18 protein-coding genes are annotated in these 23337 nt (G+C 70.1%); 8 read left to right on the forward strand and 10 right to left on the reverse strand.

Features of this window, described 5'->3' with window-relative positions; all coding sequences use genetic code 11:
• Nucleotides 1-15 precede the first annotated feature (15 nt).
• The 5 genes from AB0J87_RS03710 to AB0J87_RS03730 are packed head-to-tail and all read right to left on the reverse strand — an operon-like array spanning nucleotide 16 to nucleotide 5359.
• A complete protein-coding gene (locus tag AB0J87_RS03710; RefSeq protein ID WP_350728403.1) occupies nucleotides 16-1389 on the reverse strand; it encodes a DUF58 domain-containing protein in 1374 nt (457 codons plus the stop codon).
• Nucleotides 1389-2369, reverse strand: a complete 981-nt coding sequence (locus AB0J87_RS03715; RefSeq protein WP_363962484.1) for a MoxR family ATPase — start codon at nucleotides 2367-2369, stop codon at nucleotides 1389-1391. Before AB0J87_RS03715 ends, AB0J87_RS03710 begins: the two co-directional genes overlap by 1 nt.
• The gene (locus AB0J87_RS03720; RefSeq protein WP_350728405.1) at nucleotides 2359-3537 is read right to left on the reverse strand and encodes a DUF4350 domain-containing protein; all 1179 of its coding nucleotides are present in this window, start codon (nucleotides 3535-3537) and stop codon (nucleotides 2359-2361) included. Before AB0J87_RS03720 ends, AB0J87_RS03715 begins: the two co-directional genes overlap by 11 nt.
• Nucleotides 3534-4217, reverse strand: a complete 684-nt coding sequence (locus AB0J87_RS03725; RefSeq protein ID WP_363962485.1) for a DUF4129 domain-containing protein — start codon at nucleotides 4215-4217, stop codon at nucleotides 3534-3536. Before AB0J87_RS03725 ends, AB0J87_RS03720 begins: the two co-directional genes overlap by 4 nt.
• Entirely contained in the window at nucleotides 4214-5359 is a 1146-nt protein-coding gene (locus AB0J87_RS03730) for a glycerophosphoryl diester phosphodiesterase membrane domain-containing protein (RefSeq protein WP_363962486.1), read from the reverse strand. Before AB0J87_RS03730 ends, AB0J87_RS03725 begins: the two co-directional genes overlap by 4 nt.
• 389 nt (nucleotides 5360-5748) lie before the next feature.
• Between AB0J87_RS03730 and mtrA the strand changes: the two genes are divergently transcribed.
• The 6 genes from mtrA (at nucleotide 5749) to AB0J87_RS03760 (ending at nucleotide 12814) form a co-directional block, all read left to right on the forward strand.
• Nucleotides 5749-6426: an MtrAB system response regulator MtrA gene (gene mtrA / locus AB0J87_RS03735; protein WP_043620615.1), complete on the forward strand. Its 678-nt coding sequence runs from the start codon at nucleotides 5749-5751 to the stop codon at nucleotides 6424-6426.
• 120 nt (nucleotides 6427-6546) lie between these two features.
• The gene (gene mtrB / locus AB0J87_RS03740; protein WP_363962487.1) at nucleotides 6547-8169 is read left to right on the forward strand and encodes an MtrAB system histidine kinase MtrB; all 1623 of its coding nucleotides are present in this window, start codon (nucleotides 6547-6549) and stop codon (nucleotides 8167-8169) included.
• A complete protein-coding gene (locus tag AB0J87_RS03745) occupies nucleotides 8156-9898 on the forward strand; it encodes an LpqB family beta-propeller domain-containing protein (RefSeq protein ID WP_363962488.1) in 1743 nt (580 codons plus the stop codon). The genes mtrB and AB0J87_RS03745 overlap by 14 nt, the downstream gene beginning before the upstream one ends.
• 76 nt (nucleotides 9899-9974) lie before the next feature.
• Entirely contained in the window at nucleotides 9975-10658 is a 684-nt protein-coding gene (locus tag AB0J87_RS03750; RefSeq protein ID WP_363962489.1) for a ComF family protein, read from the forward strand.
• A 628-nt stretch (nucleotides 10659-11286) separates the two neighbouring features.
• On the forward strand, nucleotides 11287-11943 hold the full coding sequence (gene raiA / locus AB0J87_RS03755) for a ribosome-associated translation inhibitor RaiA (RefSeq protein WP_363962490.1): 657 nt from the start codon (nucleotides 11287-11289) through the stop codon (nucleotides 11941-11943).
• Nucleotides 11944-12115: 172 nt separating this feature from the next.
• Nucleotides 12116-12814, forward strand: a complete 699-nt coding sequence (locus AB0J87_RS03760; RefSeq protein WP_350728412.1) for a response regulator transcription factor — start codon at nucleotides 12116-12118, stop codon at nucleotides 12812-12814.
• 596 nt (nucleotides 12815-13410) lie between these two features.
• Here the strand turns inward: AB0J87_RS03760 and AB0J87_RS03765 are convergent.
• Together AB0J87_RS03765 and AB0J87_RS03770 are read right to left on the reverse strand one after the other, a co-directional pair.
• Nucleotides 13411-14610, reverse strand: coding sequence for a crosslink repair DNA glycosylase YcaQ family protein (locus AB0J87_RS03765; protein WP_363962491.1), 1200 nt, complete (start codon nucleotides 14608-14610; stop codon nucleotides 13411-13413).
• Between the two features lie 1057 nt (nucleotides 14611-15667).
• On the reverse strand, nucleotides 15668-15928 hold the full coding sequence (locus AB0J87_RS03770) for an HGxxPAAW family protein (protein WP_350728414.1): 261 nt from the start codon (nucleotides 15926-15928) through the stop codon (nucleotides 15668-15670).
• A gap of 223 nt (nucleotides 15929-16151) precedes the next feature.
• Between AB0J87_RS03770 and secA the strand changes: the two genes are divergently transcribed.
• Nucleotides 16152-18941: a preprotein translocase subunit SecA gene (gene secA / locus AB0J87_RS03775; protein WP_363962492.1), complete on the forward strand. Its 2790-nt coding sequence runs from the start codon at nucleotides 16152-16154 to the stop codon at nucleotides 18939-18941.
• 80 nt (nucleotides 18942-19021) lie between these two features.
• On the opposite strand, the gene AB0J87_RS03780 is transcribed toward secA, so the two are convergent.
• The 3 genes from AB0J87_RS03780 to AB0J87_RS03790 all read right to left on the reverse strand — a co-directional run bounded on the left by AB0J87_RS03780 (nucleotide 19022) and on the right by AB0J87_RS03790 (nucleotide 22161).
• Nucleotides 19022-19474, reverse strand: coding sequence for an Rv3235 family protein (locus AB0J87_RS03780; protein WP_363962493.1), 453 nt, complete (start codon nucleotides 19472-19474; stop codon nucleotides 19022-19024).
• A gap of 604 nt (nucleotides 19475-20078) precedes the next feature.
• Nucleotides 20079-21392, reverse strand: coding sequence for a PTS transporter subunit EIIC (locus AB0J87_RS03785; protein WP_363962494.1), 1314 nt, complete (start codon nucleotides 21390-21392; stop codon nucleotides 20079-20081).
• A gap of 28 nt (nucleotides 21393-21420) precedes the next feature.
• Nucleotides 21421-22161 (reverse strand): GntR family transcriptional regulator, encoded by a 741-nt coding sequence (locus AB0J87_RS03790; protein ID WP_363962495.1) that lies wholly within the window; start codon nucleotides 22159-22161, stop codon nucleotides 21421-21423.
• Nucleotides 22162-22286: 125 nt separating this feature from the next.
• On the opposite strand from AB0J87_RS03790, the gene AB0J87_RS03795 reads away from it, so the two are divergent.
• A complete protein-coding gene (locus tag AB0J87_RS03795; RefSeq protein WP_350728419.1) occupies nucleotides 22287-23321 on the forward strand; it encodes an SIS domain-containing protein in 1035 nt (344 codons plus the stop codon).
• The last annotated feature ends 16 nt before the right edge of the window (nucleotides 23322-23337 follow it).

Below are 23337 nucleotides of genomic sequence, written 5' to 3' on the forward strand. Positions count from 1 at the left end.
CCCCCGGTCCAGGCCCTACAGCCGCCCGGCCGCCTTCAGCGCCAGGTACGCGTCCGCGAGCGCGGGGGCGATGTCCTCCGGGGGCGCGTCCACGACCTCCACCCCGTGCCGCCGCAGCCGGGCCGTGATGCGCCGGCGTTCGAGCTGGGCGTGCTCGGCCGCCGCCGCGTCGTACACCTCCTCGGCCGACGCCCGGCGCCCCGCCATGGCCGCCACCCGGGGGTCCGACACCCCGGCCACCAGCACCAGGTGGCGCGAGGACAGCTGGGAGAGCACCGGCATGAGCCCCTCGTCCAGAGCCGCCCCGTTGAGGTCGGTGAGGAGCACGACCAGGCAGCGCCGCTTGGCCCGCGACAGGACGGCCGCGACCATGCCCTGCGAGTCGGCCTCGATCAGCTCCGCCTCGATCGGTGCCATCACGTTGACCAGCGACGACAGCAGCTCGGTGCGTGACGCCCCGCTCACCCAGGCGCGCACCGCCCGGTCGTAGGCGAGGAAGTCGACCTGGTCACCGGCTCTGGCGGCCAGCGCGGCCAGCAGCAGCGCGGCGTCCATCGACCAGTCGAGCCGCGGCCAGCCGGGCGCCGGCCGCGGATCCGGCCGTACGAGCAGCCCGGCGCCGCCCGCGGTTGCCCCGGCCATGGGGATGGGCGCGTCGCCCACCCGGCCCGCCGAGGTGCGGCCGGTGTCGAGCACGATCAGCACGCGGCGGTCGCGTTCCGGGCGCCAGGTGCGTACGACCACGTCGTGGCGGCGTGCCGTGGCCCGCCAGTCGATGGAGCGCACGTCGTCGCCCACCACGTACTCCCGCAGCGAGTCGAACTCCGTCCCCTGACCGCGCACCAGCGCCGGGTGCTGGCCGTCCAGCTCGCGGAGCCGGGCCAGCCGGGACGGCAGGTGCTTGCGCGACAGGAACGGCGGCAGCACGCGTACCGACCACGGCGCCTGGTGGCTGCCCTGGCGGGCGGCCAGGCCCAGCGGCCCGACCGAGCGCACCGTGACCGCCACGGACGAGCGGTCGCCGCGCCTGGTCGGGGCGAGCGTCACGACGATCTTGCGGCGCTCGCCCTTGGGCACGTTCAGGTCGGCGACGCGCGGTGTGGCGCCCGCCGACGGCGGCCAGGCGTCCCTGAGCGCGCCGCGCACCCGGCGGGGGCCCGGGTTCTCGACGATCAGCTCGACCGTGGCCCGCTGGCCAAGCCGTACGAGCGTGTCGCCGGAACGGTGGAACCTCAGCGGGCGCACCGCGCCGGCGAACACCAGGTCCACCACGATCGCGGCGGCCAGCAGCAGGCAGACCCCGGCCAGCGCGGCCCCGGGCTGCGGCGCCAGCAGCACCACGACGATCCCGATCGCCGCGACCAGCCCGGCACGTCCCGTGAGAGCCATCAGCGCGGGACCGGTACGGAGGCCAGGATGCCGTCGAGCAGGCCGTCGGCGGTCGCGCCCTCCAGTTCGGCCTCCGGCCGGAGCTGGATCCGGTGCCGCAGCGCGGGCCTGGCCAGCGCCTTGACGTCGTCAGGAGTCACGTACGGGCGCCCGGACAGCCACGCCCACGCCCGCGAGGCCGCCAGCAGCGCCGTGGCGCCACGTGGCGAGACGCCGAGCTGCAGCGACGGCGAGTTTCTGGTGGCGCGGGCCACGTCCACGATGTAGCCGAGCACCTCGGGCGCCACATGCACCTTCGAGACCGCCTCCCGCCCGGCCGCCATGTCGTCGGCCGTGGCGACGGGCTTGACCTCGCTCAGGTCGCGCGGGTCGAAGCCGCGGGCGTGCCGTTCGAGCACGGAGATCTCCTGCTCGCGCGGCGGCAGCGGCACGGTCAGCTTGAGCAGGAACCGGTCGAGCTGGGCCTCGGGAAGCTGGTAGGTGCCCTCGTACTCGACGGGGTTCTGCGTCGCGCACACCACGAACGGGTCGGGCAGCGGCCGCGCCGCGCCCTCGACGCTGACCTGCCGCTCCTCCATCGCCTCCAGCAGCGCCGCCTGGGTCTTCGGCGGGGTGCGGTTGATCTCGTCGGCGAGCAGCAGGTTCGTGAACACCGGCCCCTCGCGGAACTCGAACTCCGCGGTCTTCGCGTCGTAGATCAGCGAGCCGGTCACGTCACCAGGCATCAGGTCCGGCGTGAACTGCACCCGTTTGAAGTCAAGGGACAGGGCGGCCGACAACGTGCGCACCATCAACGTCTTGGCCACGCCGGGCACGCCTTCGAGCAGCACGTGCCCCCTGCACAGCAGCGCGATGACCAGCCCCGTCACCACCGCGTCCTGGCCGACCACGGCCTTGGACACCTCGGCGCGCAGCGCGCCCAGCGCCTCCCTCGCCGAGTCGCCCGAGCTCGGGACGCGGAACGTCTCCTCAGAGTTCACTGACCTGCCTTTCGATGAAGTCCAAATATCCGGCCAACCCGACGAGCCCGGCGTCGTCCACCGGCGGCGGCCCGTAGAGCGCCGCGCCGACCTGGTGGGCGTCCTGGCCGGTGCGGGCGGCGAGCGCCGCGACGACCTCGTTCGGCCCGGCCCCCGATCCGAGCCCCAGCCTGGGCGTGAGCCGGTCGATCGTGCCCTCGCGCAGCGACTCCGCGGCCCGCTGCCGCGCGCGCCTGGCCCGGTAGAGCCTGCCGCGGCCCTCGACGGTCTCGGCCGCCCGCACGATGACCGGCAGCTTCTCCGTCACCACGGGGCCCAGCCGCCTGCCCCGCCAGAACGCCGTGAGAGCCAGGGCGATGAGGGACATGTAGACGGTCCAGCGGATGCTCTCGGGCATGAGGTCGTACATCGACTTGCCCCGCTCGCCCGGCAGCTCGGCGACGGGTGGCGGGGTCGCGGGGCGGACCAGCCAGGTCACGGGCCTGCCGGTGCCGATCAGGTTGAGCGCGAGCGCGGCGTTGCCGTCCTCGGCCAGGCGCTGGTTGGTCATGAAGCCGCCGTCGCCGACGACCGTGGTCACGCCGCCCGCCTGCGGGAAGCTGACCAGCGTGTATCCGTCGCCGGCCGGGTAGCAGCCGGTGGCCCCGGTGGGGCCGCGGAAGACGGCGCCGCCCAGGTAGGCGCTGCCCGCGGCCCGGGCGGCGGGCAGCGAGCACTCGGGCTCGCGCGAGCGCGTGCGCGCCGGGGCCGGCTCGCTGCGCACGCCGGGGGCGAGCGCGTCGAGACCGGGGAGGTCGCCGACGATCAGCCGGTCGCCCTGGATCCGGGTCAGGCTGTATTCGTCGAAGTACGACATGTCGGTGATCAGCAGCAGCCGGTTGCCGGTCGTGGCCTTGGCGGCGGCGGCTTCCACGGAGTCGACCCGGTCCACCGTGACGCCCCGTGACCTGAGCACCTCGGCCAGCGCCTTGGAGCCCGCCAGAGTGGTGTCGTCGGGATCCAGGGCCCGCGACGGGCCCCGCTCCGGGCCGAACAGGACGCCCGCGACCGCGATGAGCACGACGATGAGGCCGAGCAGGACGATGATCCGGCTGCCGCGCCAGGTGGAGCGCGCGGTGGGCGAGGTCGAGTACGACGCGCCGTCGGCGGGGCGCGTGAGGACGCTCATGCGGTCCCGCCCGTCCCGGGCCGCTCGCCCGTGGCCGCGCCGACCGGGGTCCAGGCCGTGGCCGCCGCGCCGGCCCCGACCGGGACCGGGCGGGCCTGGCGGAGCTGCTCGTCCAGGTCGGCCATCTCCTCGTACGCCTCCCGCGTGCCCGCCACACCGCCGTACGTCACGTCGTCGAACGACCGGGCGGCAGCCGCCAGCCTCGTGGCGAAGCCGGGCAGCGAGAGTGCCGCCTCACTGGTCAGCTCGTCGGCCGTGCGCCCCGGCATGCCGTCGACGAGCGCGCGTTCCTCCAGGTCACGGGCGATGGCGCGGAGCCGTTCCTGGACGGCCTCGGTCCAGCGCTGCTCGGCGGCCAGCCCGGCGGCCGCCGCCCGGTGCTCGGCCGCCGTCATCACCCGCTCCCCGAACAGCCCGCCCACGGCGAGCGCGTTCTTGCGGCTGGCCTTGCGGAGCTGCCACGAGATCAGCACGATCAGCGCGAGGATGACCAGCACGATGATCACGGAGGCGATGACCCCTCCGGCGGCGCCCCCGCCCGCGGCCGTGTCCACCAGGTCGCCGAGGAACTGCATGACCCGCCGGTAGATCAGGTCGAGCAGGGACTCCTTCTCGTATGCAGGCTTGAGGAGCTCCTCCGCGGCCCGGCGCGCGGCCTCCTCCCTGTCGATCGGGCTCACGGCCTGGCGGAGTTGGAGGGGTGCCAGAGCTCGTCCGCGGAGGAGTGCACCCATCCCTGGCGCTGCTGCTCGATGGCCGCCGTCTGCAGCACGAGGTCGAACGCCTCGCTGCGCATGCGCCGGTCGGCGTAGAGCAGGCCGGCGACCCCGGCCTGGAACGGATAGGTGAGCATCGATCCGAGCGTGCCGCCGAGCGCGATGAGCACGGCCGACACGACGGTGGTGGCCACCGAGCCCGCGCCGAACATGCCGAACAGCGTGCCCGCCAGCGTGAAGGGCACCGACAGGACGCCCGCCACGAGCCCGACCAGCAGGGACGTGAGCAGCAGGATGCCGAAGACGCGCCAGAAGTCGCCGGTCACCAGGTGCCACGAGCGCCGCATGGCCTCGATCGCCCCCCTGCCCTCCAGCACCACGATGGGCGAGGCGAAGGCGAAGCGGGTCGTGAAGAACAGGTAGTAGCCGAGGTAGGCGATCATGAACAGGAAGGTCAGCCCGAGGACCACGCCTGCCGCGCCGGAGGAGACGTTCAACGCGACCACCACGATGAGCAGCACCATCACGACCAGCGGCACCAGCATGATGACGGCCATCAGCGCCACGACGCCGAACAGCGCGGGCGCCCTGCCCTTGACGAGCCGCCACGCCTCCCCGGCGGTGATGGTGCCGCCGAAGACGGCGCGGCCGAGGATCCTGGTCAGCACGCCGGTCAGCAGCGTGACCACGACGAACTGGACCATGTACGAGACGAGCGTGCCGCCGTACTGGGCGGCGAGGCCGTACACGCTGGTGAGCTGGTCGGAGGAGGTGTACGCGCTCTCGGGGTCGGTGAACGCGCCGCTCATGGAGTCGAGCACGAACGCCTGGCCGACGGCCACGGGCACGGAGGCGAGCAGGGCGGCGACGGCCGACAGGCCGAGCACGGCCTTCGGGTTGGACCGGATCAGCTTGATCGTGCCGTCGAGGATGTCACCGAGGCCCAGGGGGCGCAGCGGGATGATGCCCGGTCTCAGCGCCGGTGGTGGCGGCGCGTAGCCGTAACCGGGCTGAGGATGCGGATAGGGCGGATAGGGTGTTTGGGGCCCGGGTCCCAGTGGCTGTTGTTGCTGAAGGGGCTCCCCGTACGGCTGCCCGTAGGGCATCTGCTGTGGCGCGCCTGGCGCGGTCCACGGGGAGGCCGGCGGGGCGCTGTAGGGCGGGGGCTGTTCGGCCGACCAGCCTGATGGCGTCTCGGGCGGGGGACCGTGACCGTCTGACATATCCCAATCCTGGCATGCTGAACGGGGCATTGGTGTCGCTGAGCGCATTCGCCGTCTCATCCTTGCCGTATTCGACGGAGAATCCGGTCGAGGTTCACGTCCAGGGGATGGCAGAAAGTTGCTCTGTTACCGCAGACTTGAGATTGCGGTCGCGGGGGGCGGACCTAAAATTCGCCTTTTGCATGGCTCATGTCACACCCATGGGCCCACCAAGGGTAACCTTCAGCGATCGTGCGGGTATGTCCCACAATGCGTAGAACGAATGAGGGGCCATGAAAGGTCGCGTGCTGGTCGTCGATGACGACGCCGCTCTCGCCGAGATGCTGGGGATCGTCCTGCGAGGGGAAGGCTTCGAGCCGTCTTTTGTCTCCGACGGCGACAAGGCCCTCGATGCGTTCCGGGATACACGCCCGGATCTGGTCCTGCTCGACCTGATGCTGCCGGGGGCGGACGGCATCGACGTCGCACGCAGGATCAGGGCTGAGTCGGGGGTTCCGATCGTCATGCTCACGGCCAAGAGCGACACGATCGACGTCGTTCTCGGGCTGGAGTCCGGGGCCGACGACTACATCGTCAAGCCGTTCAAGCCGAAGGAGCTCGTGGCCCGGGTGCGGGCGCGGCTCCGCCGCACCGATGAGCCGACCCCCGAGATCCTCCAGATCGGCGACATCACCATCGACGTGGCCGGGCACTCGGTCAAGCGGGGCGAGGAGACGATCAACCTCACGCCGCTGGAGTTCGACCTGCTGGTCGCGCTGGCCCGCAAGCCGCGCCAGGTGTTCACCCGCGAGGTCCTGCTCGAGCAGGTCTGGGGCTACCGGCACGCGGCCGACACGCGGCTGGTCAACGTGCACGTGCAGCGGCTCAGGGCCAAGATCGAGAAGGACCCCGAGCACCCCGAGATCGTGGTGACGGTCCGCGGCGTCGGCTACAAAGCCGGCCCCGCCTAGTCCACGTCCCGACCTGCCGTGCCCCCGGCGAAGAAGAAGCGTTTCCGCCGACGGACATTCCGCCAGATTCTGGGCGGCGTTCGCCGGCGGGTGCGCCGTGCGGCAGGCAGGACACGGAGCGTGTGGCGGCGCTCGCTCCAGCTCCAGGTGGTCACCAGCACGCTGGTGATCTCCGTGATCGTGGTGGTCGTGCTGGGCACGTTCCTGTCCGAGCAGATCAACCGGTCGGTCGTGCAGAGCAGCCAGCGCTCCTCCGCCAGCGAGGCCTTCGCCGACCGCCTCCAGATCGCCGACGCGCTGGCGCCCGAGACCGACGACCCGACCAAGCCCGCCGACAGCGGCAAGAAGGGCTCGGCCAACCCGCTCGACGACGTCATGGACATCGTCACCGGATCGGGTGAGAACGGCTCCAAGAAGCGCTACGACGTGCTGATACTCAACCAGGCGATCCCCGGCCAGTCGCGGGCGTCCGGGGGGGTCGTGCCGTCCAACGTGCCGGAGAGCCTGCGGCACAACGTGCAGAAGAAGACCGTCGGTTCCATCGAGAAGATCAAGTTCGCCGGCGAGAGCCAGCCCCGGCTCACGTACGTGGTCGGCGGCACCGTGCACGTGCCCTCCAGCGGCCAGAGCTACGAGGTCTACCACTTCTTCCCGTTCACGGACGAAGAGGAGCTGCTGTCCAACGTCCGGCTGGCCATCGTCGTGGTCGGCCTCGGGCTCGTGCTGCTGCTCGCCGCCATCGCGTACCTGGTCGCCCGCCAGGTCGTCACTCCCGTGCGGCTGGCGCGCCAGGCCGCCGAGCGCCTGGCCTCCGGCAAACTGGACGAACGGCTCAAGGTTCGCGGCGAGGACGACCTGGCCCGCCTGGCGAACTCGTTCAACGAGATGGCCGCCAACCTGGCGCTGAAGATCCACCAGCTGGAGGAGCTCTCGCAGGTCCAGCGGCAGTTCGTCTCCGACGTCTCCCACGAGCTGCGCACGCCGCTGACGACCGTGCGCATGGCCGCCGACCTGCTCTACGACGCCCGCGAGGACTTCGACCCGATGGCCTCCCGCTCGGCGGAGCTCATGCAGGCCCAGCTCGAACGGTTCGAGTCGATGCTGGCAGACCTGCTGGAGATCAGCCGCTACGACGCCGGCGCCGCCACGCTCGACCTCGACCCCGTGGACGTGCGCGACGTGGTGCTGCGGGCCATCGCCGACTCCGAGGCGCTGGCCGAGCGGCACACGACCCGCTTCGAGCTCCGGCTGCCGAACGAGCCGTGCATGGCCGAGATCGACAACCGCAGGGTCGAGCGGATCCTGCGCAACCTGCTGTTCAACGCCATCGAGCACGGCGAGGGCAGGGACATCGTGGTCACCGTCGGCGCCGACCGGGACGCGGTCGCGGTCGCCGTGCGCGACCACGGGATCGGGCTGAAGGGCGGCGAGGACACGATGGTGTTCGACCGGTTCTGGCGGGCCGACCCGTCGCGGGCGCGGACGATCGGCGGCACCGGGCTCGGGCTGGCGATCTCGCGCGAGGACGCCACGCTGCACGGCGGCTGGCTGCAGGCCTGGGGACAGCCGGGGGAGGGCTCGCAGTTCAGGTTGACGCTGCCGAGGACGGCCGGGGCCGATCTGAAGGGCTCGCCGCTGTCGCTGGTGCCGCCGGAGATCGAGATGCGGCGTACGTGGCGTACGGCCATGACGCCGGTGCTGCTGCCGGCCTCGGCGGACGGGGCCGACCATGACGACGACTAGGCGGCGTGAACGGGTGTGGCGGCTCGGCGCGGTGTTCGTGATCGGGGTCGCGGTGGTCTGCGCGGGCTCCGGCTGCACCGTGATCCCCGTGACCGGTCCCATCACCGTCAACGAGGCCGGCAGCGGCGACCCGCTGAGCAAGCCGTTCCACCGCATGATCGCCTTCCCGCCCGACAAGACCTGGAACGAGGAGCAGACGATCAGGGGTCTGCAGGCGGCCATGGCCGCCTACGCCGACGACCCGACCATCCTGCCCCAGTACCTGACCCAGGAGGCGCGGGCGAAGTGGAGCGCCTCGGGGCCGGTGACGGTGATCGACGACGCGTTCGAGATCGTGCCTCCCACCGAGCGCGAGGCGACGGAGCCGGTGGAGAAGGTCACGGTCAAGGGCCGGTGGGTGGCGCGCATCAAGGAGGACGACTCGTACGCCCCCACCGCCGGTCCCTGGGTGGACTCCTTCGAGCTCGTGAAGGCCGAAGGCGGCGGTTACCTGGTCAAGAGCCTGCCCAACGGGCTGCTGCTCACCGACTCCGACGTGAGCCGCGCGTACCGGGCCACGAACCTCTACTACCTGAACGGCAACAGCCCGAACACGCTGGTCGTGGACCGCGTGCGCCTGCGGCTGAAGCCGACGGAGACGTACGCGCAGACCATCCTGCAGCGCCTGCTCAAGAGCCCCACCTCGGCCCTGCAGGGGGCGGTGACGACGAGCTTCCCGCTCGACACCAAGGTCGAGTCGATCAGGTCCGGCGAGGACCGCGTGGTGATCAACCTCTCCGGCCCCCTCGACACCCTTGACCTGGGCGCCGAGGACTCCCTGCGGGCCCAGATCAGGTACAGCCTGAACAAGAACGAGATCGCCAAGGGCCGCGTCATCGAGATCCAGGTGAACGGGGAGTCCTACTCCATCGACCGGCCCGACTCCGACGACGACTGGCTGGACGCCACCAGCGACGCCGCGTACTACATCAGCAAGGGCGCGGTCCACTACATGAGCAAGGACGGGCCCGCGGGCAGCGTGCCGGGTCCGGCGGGGCAGGAGCGCGACGGCTTCCACGGCTTCGCCCTGTCCAAGGACGGTGGGTACGTCGCCGCCCAGACCTCCACCGGCATCTCGGTGGCGGCGCTGACGCAGTCGGGGCGCTGGCAGGAGGTCATCCAGGGCACCCTGACCCCGCCCACGTGGCACCGCGACGGGTCCCTGTGGACCTACGACCAGACGAACGCCGCCCTGCTCCGGTACGACCCGCTCAGCGGGAAGGGACCCCAGCGGATCTCCGCGCCCAAGCTGACCGGGCTGGACGTCACCCGGCTCAGGATCGCCAGGGACGGCGTGCGGGTGGCGGTCACCACCGGTCAGAACACGGTCCAGATCGGCGCGCTCACGGGTGGGGCCGCGGGGATGATGCTGGGCAACTTCCAGGCCCTGACCACCACCGAGGGGGGAAACAAGATCCTCGACGTGGCCTGGGAGGATGACGAACACCTGCTGGTGCTGGTGGAGGGTCAGGCGGGGCAGGTGCTCAACGAGATCAACGTGGGAGACGGGGAGATCGAGGGAGTGCCGCTGAAGGAGCCGCTCGCGGCGGTGGCCGCGGTGAACGACCGCGTGCTGGCGGAGGCGAAGACGGCCAAGGGCAACCAGATCATGGAGCTCGGCCAGGACCGGCAGTCCTGGACCCCCAAGATCGAATCCGGCGCCAGCACGCCGCTCTTCCCCCTGGGTTAGCCGCTCGTCTCTCCCCGGGCCGGCCGCTCGTCGGCCCGGACGGAAATTGTCGGTCGCGGGCGGCATCCTGGCACGCGTGCTGACCGCCGTGCTCGACCTCGTCCTCCCGCAGTCCTGCGCCGGGTGCGCCGCCGGTGGTGCGCGGTGGTGCGCGGGCTGTCAGGCCGAGCTCGTCGGCGCGCCCGCCAGGCGGTTGCCCGAGCCCGTGCCGGACGGCCTGCCCGACTGCTGGTCGGCGGCACCGTACGAGGGCGCGGTGCGCAGGGCGGTCGTGGCGTACAAGGAGCGGGGCGCGGTGACGTTGGCGGAGGTGCTGGCGGAGGCCGTGGCGTTCACCGTCGTGACGGCGGTCAACGGCGCGAAGGCACCCTGGGCCGGCGGGCGGTTCGTGGTGGTGCCGGTGCCGAGCGCGCGGCGGACGCGCCGGCACCGGGGCCACGACCCGGTCGGCCGGCTGGCGGTGCTGGCCGCCGGTCGGCTGCGGGCGTGGGGCCTGCGGGCCGAGGCCTGGCCGGCGCTGGGCCAGGCGCGGCGGGTGGCCGACCAGGCGGGGCTGAGTTCCGCCGAGAGGAGCTCCAACCTCGCGGGGTCACTCCAGGTGCGGCGGGCCGCGAAAGGCCCTCCAGCGGCCTGTGCGGTGCTCCTGGACGACATCGTCACGACCGGGGCCACCCTCGTGGAGGCCGCCAGGGTGCTGAGCTCGGCGGGGGTGCGAGTGCCGCTCGCCGCGACCGTGGCCGCGACACGCCGAAGATCTTGAAAAGGATTACGGTTACGGTGAGTAAAGAAAGATCCACATCGCTATCCTCACCACGAGGCCACATGTCACTTCCCCCAAGGGGGCGGCAGGGCTGCTCAGTGGGCGGGAGCTCCATCCTCATAAGGGTTGCCGACCGGTTAAATAGGGCATTTGGGAGAGCATGAGGACCTCGGGAAAATCACGGTACGTGATCCTTTGGCCGATCCTCCGGCTGACATTCGCGCAGGATGCGGATAGCGTTCTGACATGGCACCCGTTCGGGTCCGTGGTTGCGCAGGGTCGGGGTCCCCGACTCTGCTAGCCGATGCCAGCCGCAGGCAAAACGGTCCACGTAAGGCGACTCTTTGTCGACCGATCACGGTGCGGCTTAGGGGTAAGTCCTGCCTTCCCGAGGGTCCAGATGTCCCTCGCCAGAAGAGAAGGGCAGTAGTGGCAACAGAGCTGCGAAACCCTCAGCAGGCGGATGTGGGGTCGAAGACCAGGTCGGCCGGACGGGTGCCAACCGAGTTCCCGGTGACGCAGAGTCGGAAGAGGGTAACGGTGACAGAAAGGCAGACAGCAGACCCCGTCCGACAGGCACGTCGTCGGGCGCTCTTGCTCAGTCGCTAGACCGAAGGGGGGCTGTTGCATGGACATCATCGTCAAGGGCCGGCACACAGGTGTGAGTGATCGGTTCCGTGACCAAGTGACGACCAAGCTGGCCAGGATCGAACGTCTGGACAACAAACTCATCCGAGTCGATGTGGAGGTGTCGAAAGAACGCAATCCGCGCCTCGCTGACCAGCGCGAGCGCGTCGAGCTCACCATTCACTCTCGAGGACCGGCCATCCGCGCCGAAGCCTCGGCCGACGACCGATTCGCAGCCCTCGACATGGCCCTCGACAAGCTGGAAGGCCGCCTCAGGCGGCTGGCCGACCGGCGCAAGGTCCACCACGGCAACCACTGCCCGCCCTCTGTGGCGGAGATCACCGCGGCACTCCCCGACGTCGCGGACCTGGCCCCGCGGGAGGCCACCGCCCCCGCCGAGGCCGAAGAGGACGAGCAGGTTCAGCGCGACCAGCGCTACGACGACATCGTCCCGATCGAGATGGACGGCGAAGGGCCGCTCGTCGTCCGAGAGAAGTTCCACAAAGCGGAACCCATGACCATCGACCAGGCCCTCCTCGAGATGGAGCTGGTCGGGCACGACTTCTACCTGTTCCGTGACAAGGAGAGCGGCCAGCCGTGCGTGGTCTACAACAGACGCGGCTACAACTACGGCGTGTTGCGGCTCGTAGAGCCATGATCGCGCGCTAAAAGATCTTCTCGACCACCCGAGAACCGCGGCTCCCGTGCCATCATTGCGGTTCAACGGCTCTGGCCCCCCGACGAGGAGGAGACGTGAGCGAGCTCAGTCAGGTTCAGATGAGCGAGCGAAGCGAAGCGAAGGCTGTCGCGAGGCGGATCAAGGAGGCCTCGTGACCGAGTCCGGCGAGGTCCGTACCCCAGCGACCGAGCCGATCCGCGTGTTGATCGTTGACGATCACGAGCTGATCCGGCGGAGCCTGGCTCTCGCGCTGGCCGCTGAGCCCGACATCGAGGTGGTCGGCGAAGCGAGCGACGGGCAGGAGGCGGTCGAGTTGGCCAACCGCCTCATGCCCGACATCGCGCTCATGGACGTGCGTATGCCACGGCAGGACGGGATCGAGGCCACGAAGGGCATCAAGGCCTCGGTCCCGAGCACGCGCGTCATCATGCTGACGGTGAGCGACGAGGAAGAAGACCTCTTCGAGGCCATCAAGGCAGGCGCCACCGGCTACCTGCTCAAGGACGTCCAGATCAACGACGTGCCGGCCGCGGTGCGCGGCGTGCACGAGGGCCAGTCCTTAATCAACCCGGCGATGGCCGCCAAGCTCATCAGCGAATTCCAGAACATGAGCCGCAAGGAGTCCGAGCGCCCTCCCCAGCTCCCCGTCCCCCGCCTGACCGATCGCGAGATGGAGGTCCTGCGGCTGGTGGCCAAGGGGATGAACAACCGCGAGATCGCCAAGCAGCTGTTCATCTCCGAGAACACCGTGAAGAACCACGTACGCAACATCCTCGACAAGCTGCAACTGCACTCGAGGATGGAGGCCGTGGTGTACGCGGTGCGGGAACGCATGCTGGAGATCACCTAGCCGTCCATGCGGGGAGCCTCACCCCGGCTCTCACCTGGACGGCTCAGGGCCAGGCAGCCATCGCCACCCGCGAGGCCGGGTCCCCTGTTTCCCATCCGGGCTGTCAGGGACAGTCAGTCCCCACGCCCCGGAGGCCGCGTCGCCCCGGTTCCTCGTCTGGGCGGCCAGGCAGGGGACAGGGCAACCACCGCCGCCCGCGAGATCCCGTCCCCTCGGTTCCCATCCGGGCGGGCATTCACCCACGCCCCGGCGGTCGTGCCGCCCCCGTTCCCACCTGGGCGGTCAAGGGACAGGCACGGCCATCGCCGCCCGCAAGCCGTCACTCCCGCCCCCATCTGGGCGGCCTGGAGGCAGGCTCACTCTCGCGCCCACCTGGGTGGCCTGGAGGCGGGCACCCACTCGGGCCCGTCGCCGCAGCCCGCGAGCCGTCTCACCCCCGCGCCCATCTGGGCGGTCTGGAGGCGGGCACCCACTCGGGCCCGTCGCCGCAGCCCGCAAGCCGTCTCACTCCCGCCCACATCTGGGCAGCCTGGAGATAGGCAGCCACCCGCGCTCGCTACCCGCGTCCGCCCGCCTGGCGCCGTCGTGCTGGGGTGCTATCGGGCGGTGGCGGCGGCGTTCAGGATCGGGACGAGCTCGGGCGGATCGGCGTGCTCGACCCGTACGGAATCGCAGCCCACCCACTCCGCCGCAGACCACAGGGCGTCCGCCAGGGCGTCGGCCCACCTGGCGGGCGACAGGCCCGGCTCCAGGTGGAGCTGCCGGATCACCAGTGTGCTGCCCTCACGGGCCGGGTCGACGCGGCCGATCAGCCGGCCGCCCGCCAGCACGGGCATCGTGAAGTAGCCGTGGACCCGCTTGTGCTTGGGGACGTACAGCTCGAGCGTGTACTGGAAGCCGAAGACGCGCTCGGTGCGGCCGCGGTGCCAGATGAGGGAGTCGAACGGTGACAGCAGCGTCGTGCGATGGCGCCCGCGCGGCTCGGACTCCAGCGCCGCCGGGTCCGCCCAGGCGTTGGGGGAGCCCTTCTTGCCCGGCCAGCCCGCGACCGTCACGGGCACGAGGCCCGCCGCGCCGCTGCGCAGGGCCTCGTCGAGCATGGCGGCGTACTCGCCCTTCAGGCGCAGGAAGTCGATGAGGTCGGTCCTGTTGGCCACGCCCAGGGACCGGCCCGCCACGGCGGCCAGGCGTACGACGCACTCCTCGTCGGAGAGGTCGTCGGCCAGGAGCTCCGCTGGGACCACGCGCTCCGCCAGGTCGTAGACGCGCCGCCAGCCGACACGGCGGCTGCAGACCAGCTCGCCGATGTCGAGCAGCCACTCCAGGCCGATCTTGGAGTCGGACCAGTCCCACCACGGGCCGCCGTTCTTGGCCCCGCCGACGTCCGAGGTCGTCAGCGGGCCCTGCTCGCGTACCTGCTCGAGCAGCTTGTCCACCCCGTCGGGGACCTCGTGCCAGCGGTAGCGCCGCTTACGGTACGCCCGGCGCCGGAACGAGTAGAGGGGCCAGTGCTCGACGGGCAGGATGCAGGCGGCGTGGCACCAGTATTCGAAGCTCTGGGCGGGGTTGTGCCAGTAGGCCCGTTCGATGCTGGCCCGTCCCACCGCGCCCAGGCGGGCGTAGGCGACCAGCTCGTGGGAGCGGGCGAGCACTGAGATCGTGTCGAGCTGCACGGCGCCCAGCCTGCGCAGCATCGCGTGCGCCCCGCCCTTGCGCGCGTCGGCGCCGATCATGCCCTGGGAGCGGAGGATGATCCGGCGCGCCTCGTCGAGGGTCAGGTCGATGGTGCCGGTCATGGCTGCGATTGCGTATGGCGATGCATGCGAGCAATGTAGCGACGGCCACCGACAAAACATCCCCGCCCGCCCCACCCTTTGGGCACACCCCCGCCATCCGCGCCCCGGCCCACCCACCGCCAACGCCACCGGCCCCACCAACACCGACCGCCCCCGCCGATGCCTCCCACGTGGATGTGTCCCGCGTGGATGTGTCCCGCGTGGATGTGTTCCGCGTGGATGTGTCCTGCGCCGAATGTGTTCCGCGTGGATGTGTCCCGCGCGGATGTGTCCCGCGCGGATGTGTCCCGCGCGGATGTGTCCCGCGCGGATGTGTCCCGCGCCGAATGTGTTCCGCGCCCGCCTGACGCCTTGTCGACGTCACCCGTGCCCGTCGGCAGTGGAGGTCGCCCATCGCCCGCTAGCTGGCACCGCCCACACCTGGCCCGCCACCAGCCAACGTCCGGACTGCCGCCAGCCAATGCCCGGACTACCGCCGGCCCACGCCAGGCGCCCCCGGCTCGCCGCCATCCTCGCCCGGCGGGCCGCTTGTCAATATCGCCCGGTCCTCGACCGTCGGCGCCACCGCGTCCGGTCTGCGTCACCGCGTCTGGTCGGCGTCTCCGCGTCCGGTCTGCGTCACCGCGTCCGGTTGGCGTCACGGCGTTCGGTTGTCGTCACGGCGTCACCGCGTCCGGTCTGCCCGCCGTCAAAGCCAGCCGTCTTGCCCCGCCGACGCCGATCGGGCCCGCCGATGCCGCCTGAGAGCGGCCGGGCGGCAGGCGACGGCGCCCGAAGCAGGCCCCAAGGCCTCCAGCGCCGTACGTCCGGCCCTGTGGCTCGTACGGTCCGGCCCTGTGGCTCGTACGCCGCGTACGCCACCCCTCATCCCCGCCCGACACGCGCGGCGGGCTCGTCGTTACGGGGATTGTGCTCGTCTATTACGAAAGGCCAAGGTCGGCGGCTTCGAGGTGCTCGCGGCCGGTGTGGGAGAACCGGTCACCGGCGGCGCACAGAGCGTGGGAGATGGGAGCTGGCGGGGCACCCGTGGGTGGGTGCCCGCCCGGTGAAGCGTGCGTCAGCGGTGATCTTCAGCGTGCATGCCCACGCGGGGCGCGTCGATCACGACGTCGGTGAAGATATCGAAGACAAGGGCCAGGACGCCGCCCACGACGAACACTCCGGCGCCGATCCAGACGAGCGTCCAGTTGGCGGCCGTGAGGCCGAAGCCGGCCACCACCGTGCCCACCAGCATCACCGTCACCGCCAGCCACGATGACGCGCGCCCGGCGTGGCTGCCGAGATTCTCCGTATGCTCCGACTTCTTCCCCTCAACCATGATTAATCCTTCCTTTGCCGGTTATCGCGCTTATTGGTGCGAGCCGGCTCTCAACCGGCATACCCTCTGCCTTGACCCATTCTCCCAGATGGGTGTTGCGCCCTCGTCGTCACGGTGGCTGTGTCTGGTTGCGGAACCGCCTACGATGGCAACGGGGAAGTTTGTCTCGGCCTCTCCTCCTGGCGGCGCCGCCGGGGTAGACCTGCGAGGAGCTTTACATAAAGTGGCAGCCATTCTCGACAAGATCCTACGTGCCGGCGAAGGTAAGATCCTGCGCAAGCTCAAGCGGATCGCAGACCAGGTCAACTCCATCGAGGACGACTTCACGAGCCTGTCCGACGCGGAGTTGCGTGCGCTGACGGATGAGTTCAAGCAGCGCCATGCAGACGGTGAAACGCTCGACGATCTGCTTCCCGAGGCGTTCGCGACCGTGCGCGAGGCGGCCCGCCGCGTGCTCGGCCAGCGGCCCTACGACGTGCAGATCATGGGCGGCGCCAACCTCCATCTGGGCAACATCTCGGAGATGAAGACCGGTGAGGGCAAGACTCTCACCTGTACGCTTCCGGCGTACCTCAACGCCATCTCCGGCAAGGGCGTCCACGTCATCACGGTCAACGACTACCTGGCCAAGCGTGACGCCGAGACCATGGGCCGCATCCACCGGTTCCTCGGCCTCGAGGTCGGCTGCATCGTCGCCGGCCAGCAGCCCGACGAGCGGCGCAAGCAGTACGAGGCCGACATCACGTACGGCACCAACAACGAGTTCGGCTTCGACTACCTGCGCGACAACATGGCGTGGTCGCTCGAGGAGTGCGCGCAGCGTGGCCACAACTTCGCGATCGTCGACGAGGTCGACTCCATCCTGATCGACGAGGCCCGTACGCCGCTGATCATCTCCGGCCCCGGCGAGCAGTCGGGCAAGTGGTACCAGGAGTTCGCCAAGATCGTGCCCCGCCTGCGCAGGGGCATCGAGGCGAAGAACCCGGGCGAGGAGAGCACCGGCGACTACATCGTCGACGAGAAGAAGCGCACGGTCGGCATCCTGGAGGCCGGTGTCGAGAAGGTCGAGGACTGGCTCGGCATCGACAACCTCTACAAGCCCGAGCACACCCACCTCGTCGGCTTCCTGAACAACGCGCTCAAGGCCAAGGAGCTGTTCAAGAAGGACAAGGACTACATCGTCGCCGACGGCGAGGTCCTGATCGTCGACGAGTTCACCGGCCGCATCCTGCACGGGCGCCGCTACAACGAGGGCATGCACCAGGCCATCGAGGCCAAAGAGAGCGTGAAGATCAAGGACGAGAACCAGACTCTCGCCACGGTCACCCTGCAGAACTACTTCCGCCTCTACACCAAGCTGAGCGGAATGACCGGTACGGCCGCGACCGAGGCCAACGAGTTCCACCAGACGTACAAGCTGGGTGTCGTCCCGATCCCGACCAACCGGCCGATGGTCCGCAAGGACCAGGCGGACGTGGTCTACAAGACCGAGGACGCCAAGTTCGACGCGGTGGTCCAGGACATCAAGGAGCGCTACGAGGCCGGCCAGCCGGTGCTCGTCGGCACGACCTCGGTGGAGAAGTCCGAGCGGCTGTCCAAGGCGCTCAAGCGCCGCGGCGTGCAGCACGAGGTGCTCAACGCGAAGAACCACGCGCGTGAGGCGTCGATCATCGCCGAGGCCGGGCGCAAGGGCGCGGTCACCGTCGCCACCAACATGGCCGGTCGAGGCACCGACATCATGCTCGGCGGCAACTCCGAGTTCCGCGCCGACCTCGAGCTGCGCCAGCGCGGCCTCGACCCGGTCGAGACGCCGGAGGAGTACGAGAAGGCCTACCCCGAGGCGCTGGAGAAGGCCAGGGCGGCGGTCAAGGCCGAGCACGACGAGGTCACCTCGCTCGGCGGCCTCTACGTTCTCGGCACCGAGCGCCACGAGTCGCGCCGCATCGACAACCAGCTCCGCGGCCGCTCCGGCCGTCAGGGCGACCCCGGTGAGTCGCGGTTCTACCTGTCGCTCGGCGACGACCTCATGCGCCTGTTCAACTCGGCCAGGGTCGAGATGATCATGACCAGGCTGCAGATCCCCGACGACCAGCCGATCGAGTCGGGCATCGTCTCCAAGGCCATCGCCTCCGCCCAGCACCAGGTCGAGCAGCAGAACTTCGAGATCCGCAAGGAAGTTCTGAAGTACGACGAGGTCATGGACCGCCAGCGCAAGGTCATCTACGCCGAGCGCCACCGCGTGCTGGAGGGCGCCGACCTGCACGAGCAGGTGCGCGGCTTCGTCGGCGAGGTGATCGACGGCTACGTGCAGGGCGCCACGTCCGAGGGCTTCGCCGAGGAGTGGGACCTCGACAAGCTGTGGAAGGCGTTCGGGGAGCTCTACCCGATCTCGATCAGGATCGAGGACCTCATCGAGGAGGCCGGCTCTCGCGAAGAGCTGACCGCCGAGTTCATCTCCGAGAAGGTCAAGGCCGACGCGCTCGAGGCGTACGCCAGGCGCGAGGAGGAGTTCGGCCCCGAGACCACGCGCGACCTGGAGCGCCGCGTGATCCTCTCGGTCCTCGACCGGAAGTGGCGCGAGCACCTGTACGAGATGGACTACCTGCGCGAGGGCATCGGCATGCGGGCCTACGCGCAGAAGGACCCCAAGATCGAGTACGCCCGCGAGGGCTTCGAGATGTTCGCCGCGATGCTCGAGGGCATCAAGGAGGACTCGGTCGGGTTCCTGTTCAACCTCGAGGTGGAGGTGCAGGAAAACCCGATCGTCGAGGAGGAGGACGCGGCCATCGCGGAGACCCGCTCGATCATCGCGCGCGGGCTGCGCGGGCCTGAGCGTCCGGCCGAGCTCGAATACTCCGCGCCCGGCGAGCAGGGCGAGGTCGAGCACACCCGCGTCCGCACCACTTCGGCGGAGCGGGCCGCGTACGGAAACGTGGAGCGCAACGCGCCCTGCCCCTGTGGGTCGGGCAAGAAGTACAAGCGCTGCCACGGCGATCCCAAGAACGCCGCCTGACGCTTCTTTTTGAGACCCCCACCTCGTGTGGGGGTCTCTTTTTTCTGCCATGTCTTTCTGAGCTCTTTAAATGCCTTTTTCTACGCCGTTTCGAAGTCCGTGCAGAGCCATTGGGCGCCCCTCCGTTCGAGCCGTATCGCCAGGACGCGGTTGCGGTCGCCACAGTGCACCAGCATGCACATCTCCACGGCACCGTCTCTGGGCTCCTTGACGTGCACGCTGCCGGCGAACGGGGGGCGGCTGGTCCTGATCATCTTGCCTGCCTGGACCAGCTCTCGGTAGGCGCGAGCTGTGAGCTTGTCGGCCACGGTCTCCGGCGGTCGGCGGCCCGCGAGCACCTCTGCCAGCGCCTGGCCGAGGTGGCGCAGCTTGCGCTCATCGGGGATGGATCCCGGCGGGCCCCATACGAGGGGGCGGGGGTCCAGGGCCAGGGTGCCGTGGATTTCCGGGGGTGCGATTTCCGATGTCGGCTGCTCTTCGTCGTAGGGGGGTTCGGGGGTGGGGGTGACGCCGATGCGGGGGGTTGTTGACACGCATCCTCCAAATTCTTGGACGAAGAAAGAATCGTTATAAGGAGTTTTCGGTCTGGGCCAGGAATACAAATGCCGCCAACTTCTCCTGGGGGTGGCTGGGTTTGTCCGTCTTTGATGGAGAAGATTTTTGGAAGTTGGATCCCCTTGGGGTGGGGGTGGGTGGCTATTCCGGACGTGATTGGCTGTGTTGCGGGCGCCCCAAACCCTTTTGGGCATGCGCGTAGTGGGGTGGTGGTCGTCCCTTTTTCGGGGTGCGAGTGGGCTCCGCCGTTGGTGGGCGCCGGGCGCGGCCGTGGGGCGTCTCGCCGACGCGGCGCTTTGGAGGGCGGGGCGAGGCGCGTGGGGCGGCGGTGTGGCGCTGCGGCGGGGTGGCCTGGGCTTGTGGGGCTCGCTCGCGGGGCGTTCGGCCGGGCGGTGGTCGGGGCTGGGAGGGCGTGTCGTCCGTGGCGCGGTGGTTGTGGGGCTGCGTGGGCGTCCCGTGTATGGCGTCCAGGCTGGGCTGTGGTGGGTGCCGCCGTCTCGCCGTTGGTGGGCGCCGGGCGCGGCCGTGGGGCGTCTCTGCGGGTGGGTGGAGCGGCTTGGGGTGGGGGTGTGGGGTTGGGGGCTAGGTTTCGCCTGAGTCGAGGTCTGGTTCGGGTTCGCGGCCCGGGGTGAGGATGTTGAGTTTGCGGATGAGGAAGGTGAAGACGGCGTAGTAGACGACGCCGTAAACCACCCCCAAGATCAGGATCCCGGGCAAATTCTGGGTGTTCGACTTGCTGGCGTTCAGGAGCATGTCGAGCAGGCCGGCGGAGAAGCCGAATCCCAGTTGTCCGCCGATCAAGGTGGTCAGGGCCATGGCCAGGCCGGTCAGGATGGCGTGCACCACCAGGAGCAGGGGGGCCACGAAGATGAAGGCGAACTCGATCGGCTCCGTGATCCCCGTGACGAACGACGCCAGGGCGGCCGAGAGCATGATGCCGCCCACCGTGGCGCGGCGGTGGGGTGGGGCGGCGCGCCACATGGCGAGGGCGGCGGCGGGCAGGGCGAACATCATGACGGGGAAGAAGCCGGCCATGAACTGGCCGGCGTGCGGGGCGCCACCGAAGTAGCAGTTCCAGTCCCCGCCCAGCACCCGGCCGCCCACCTCGCACTGCGGCACCACGTACCAGACGACGGAGTTGACGAAGTGGTGCAGGCCGAGGGGGATGAGCAGGCGGTTGATGAGGCCGTAGATGCCGGTGCCGATCGGGCCGATGGCGGCCAGGGCCTCGCCGGCGTGGCGGATCCACTCGCCGATCACCGGCCAGAGCCAGCCGAAGACCACGCCGAGGAGCAGGGCCACGATGGAGGTGATGATGGGGACGAATCGGCGACCGCCGAAGAAGGCCAGCCAGGACGGCAGCTTGATGCGGTGGAAGCGCTGCCAGAGGAGGGCGGCGACCAGGCCCATGACGATGCCGCCGAGGACCTTGGTCGGGTTCTGCATGCCGTAGTTGATGATCTCCTTGATGCCCTGGGCCTGGGCCTCCTTGATGAGGACGGTGTCGCGGATGTCGGAGCCGAAGAACATCACCTTGGTCACCCGGTCGAAGACCAGGTAGCCGACCACGGCGGCCAGGGCGGTGGAGCCGTCGGCCTTGCGGGCGAAGCCGATCGCCACTCCCACGGCGAACAGCAACGGCAGGTTCTCGAACAGCGCCGCGCCGGCCGCGGCCAGCACCTCGGCGACCTGGTTCATCCAGGCGAACCCGGCCACGTCCGCCAGGCCGCCCGGCTCGGCGCCGTTGGAGCCGAGCATGTCGGGCTGGCCGAAGCGCAGCAGCAGGGCGGCGGCGGGCAGGGCGGCGATGGGCAGCATGAGGGAGCGGCCCAGCCGCTGGAGCACGGTCATCACGCGAGCGAACGGCGAAGGCCGGGCGGCGGTGGTCTCGTTCACCGGGCGTTCCTCCGAGCCGGGTGAGGCCTCAGCCCCGTCTTACGGGCATTTCCAGGATGGTGCGCAACTGGTAGCGATCCGCACGATACGTGGACACGCCCAGCTCCGCACAGATGCCGCCGGCGAACGACCTGCGCTGCAGCAGCAGTACGGCGCCGCCGCGCGGGAGCTTCAGCAGGTCCGCGTCGCTCGGGTCGGCGATGCCGCCGTCGATGGTGAGCTCGCCGGCGTCCATGACCAGGCCGTAGCGGCTCTCCAGCAGCTCATAAAGTGATTTATCCGACAAGTCGTGGGAACCCAGGTCGGGGGCGAGCTTGACCGGGATGTGCGCCCGTTCGATGGACAGCGGCTCCCCGTCGGCCATCCGCAGCCGCTCGATGAAGTGCACCTCCTCGCCCGGCTGGATCCCCAGCTCCTTGGCGAGGTGCGCGCTGGCCCGCACGGTCCGGCGATCGAGGTCGCGCGAGCCCGGGATCATGCCCCGCGCCCTCATGTCGTCGGTGAACGACGTCAGCTGCAGCGCCAGCTCGATCTTGGGCCGGGCGACGAACGTCCCCTTGCCCGGCACCCGGTGCAGGCGACCCTCGGACACGAGGTGGTCGACGGCCTGCCGTACGGTCATCCTGGACAGGCCGAAGCGCTGGCAGAGCTCGCGCTCGGACGGGATGGCCGCCCCGATGCTCAGCTCGTCGCTGTCGATGAGGTCCAACAGGATCTCGCGGAGCTGGAAATACTTGGGCACCGGGCTGTCCGGATCGATGTGCGCCACGGATCCTCCCCTCGATCGCGACCTTGGCAATGGGTTATGGTTCGTACTGGTCTAGTCCGGACTAGACCACATGTCGCGAAAGACGGTCAAGTCCGCGTCGCAGTCGATCAAGGAAAGAGCCCAAGATGACCACGAAGATGCGCAGCGAGATCGCCGAGCAGCCGGCCGCGCTGCGGGCCACCCTGGACTCCCTGCTGCCGAGGGTCGACGAGGTGAGAGCAGTGGGCGAGCAGACTCGCCAGCTGCTGTTCATCGCGCGCGGTACCTCTGACAATGCTGCAGTTTATGGGCGATACCTGGTCGAATCACACGCGGGCCGCCTGGCCGCGCTGGCCGCTCCCTCGATCGCCACGACGTACAAGCGCAAGCTGGACCTGGACGGGGTGCTGGCCGTCGCGATCTCGCAGTCGGGGCGCACCGAGGAGATCGTCGAGACGCTGGCCTGGGCCAAGGACTGCGGGGCCAGGACCGTCGGCATCACGAACGGCGGCGAGCAGAGCCCCCTCGCGCAGGCCGCCGACGTGGCCCTGTGCACGGTCGCCGGCGAGGAGAAGGCCGTTCCCGCGACCAAGACGTACACGACGCAGCTCGCGGCCCTGGCGGTGCTCGCGCTGGGCCTGGGCGCCGACGTGGACGCGGAGGACCTGCGGCGGGTGCCCGAGGCGGTGGAGAAGCTGATCACCGAGCCGGGCGACCTGGAGGCCGTGGTCGAGGGCCTGCTGGACAAGCCGGGCGTGGTCGTGTCCGGGCGCGGGCTGGCGTTCTCGACGGCCCTGGAGACGGCGCTGAAGCTCAAGGAGGCCTGCTACCTGCACGCCATGGGCCTGTCCTACGCCGACCTGCTGCACGGCCCCATCGCCGTGGTCGACGCCGACACGCCCGCGCTGCTGGTCGCCGCCGAGAACAGCCCGACCCTGTCCGGTACGGTCGCGCTGGCCGAGCGGGTGGTGGCCGCGGGCGCGGCGGCGTACACGATCGGTGGCGGCGACGCGCTCGCACGGGCGGGCACCGCTGCGCTGAACGGCCCCGACCTGCCCGAATGGGTGGCTCCGATGGGGTTGATCGTGCCCGGTCAGCTGCTCACCGAGGCGCTGGCCCGCAGGCTCGGCATCGACCCCGACGCGCCGCGCGGGCTGAACAAGGTCACCCAGACCGACTGAAATAGCCTGGTCACAA

The sequence above is a fragment of the Nonomuraea sp. NPDC049625 genome, assembly GCF_040675285.1.
Lineage (GTDB): Bacteria > Actinomycetota > Actinomycetes > Streptosporangiales > Streptosporangiaceae > Nonomuraea > Nonomuraea angiospora_A.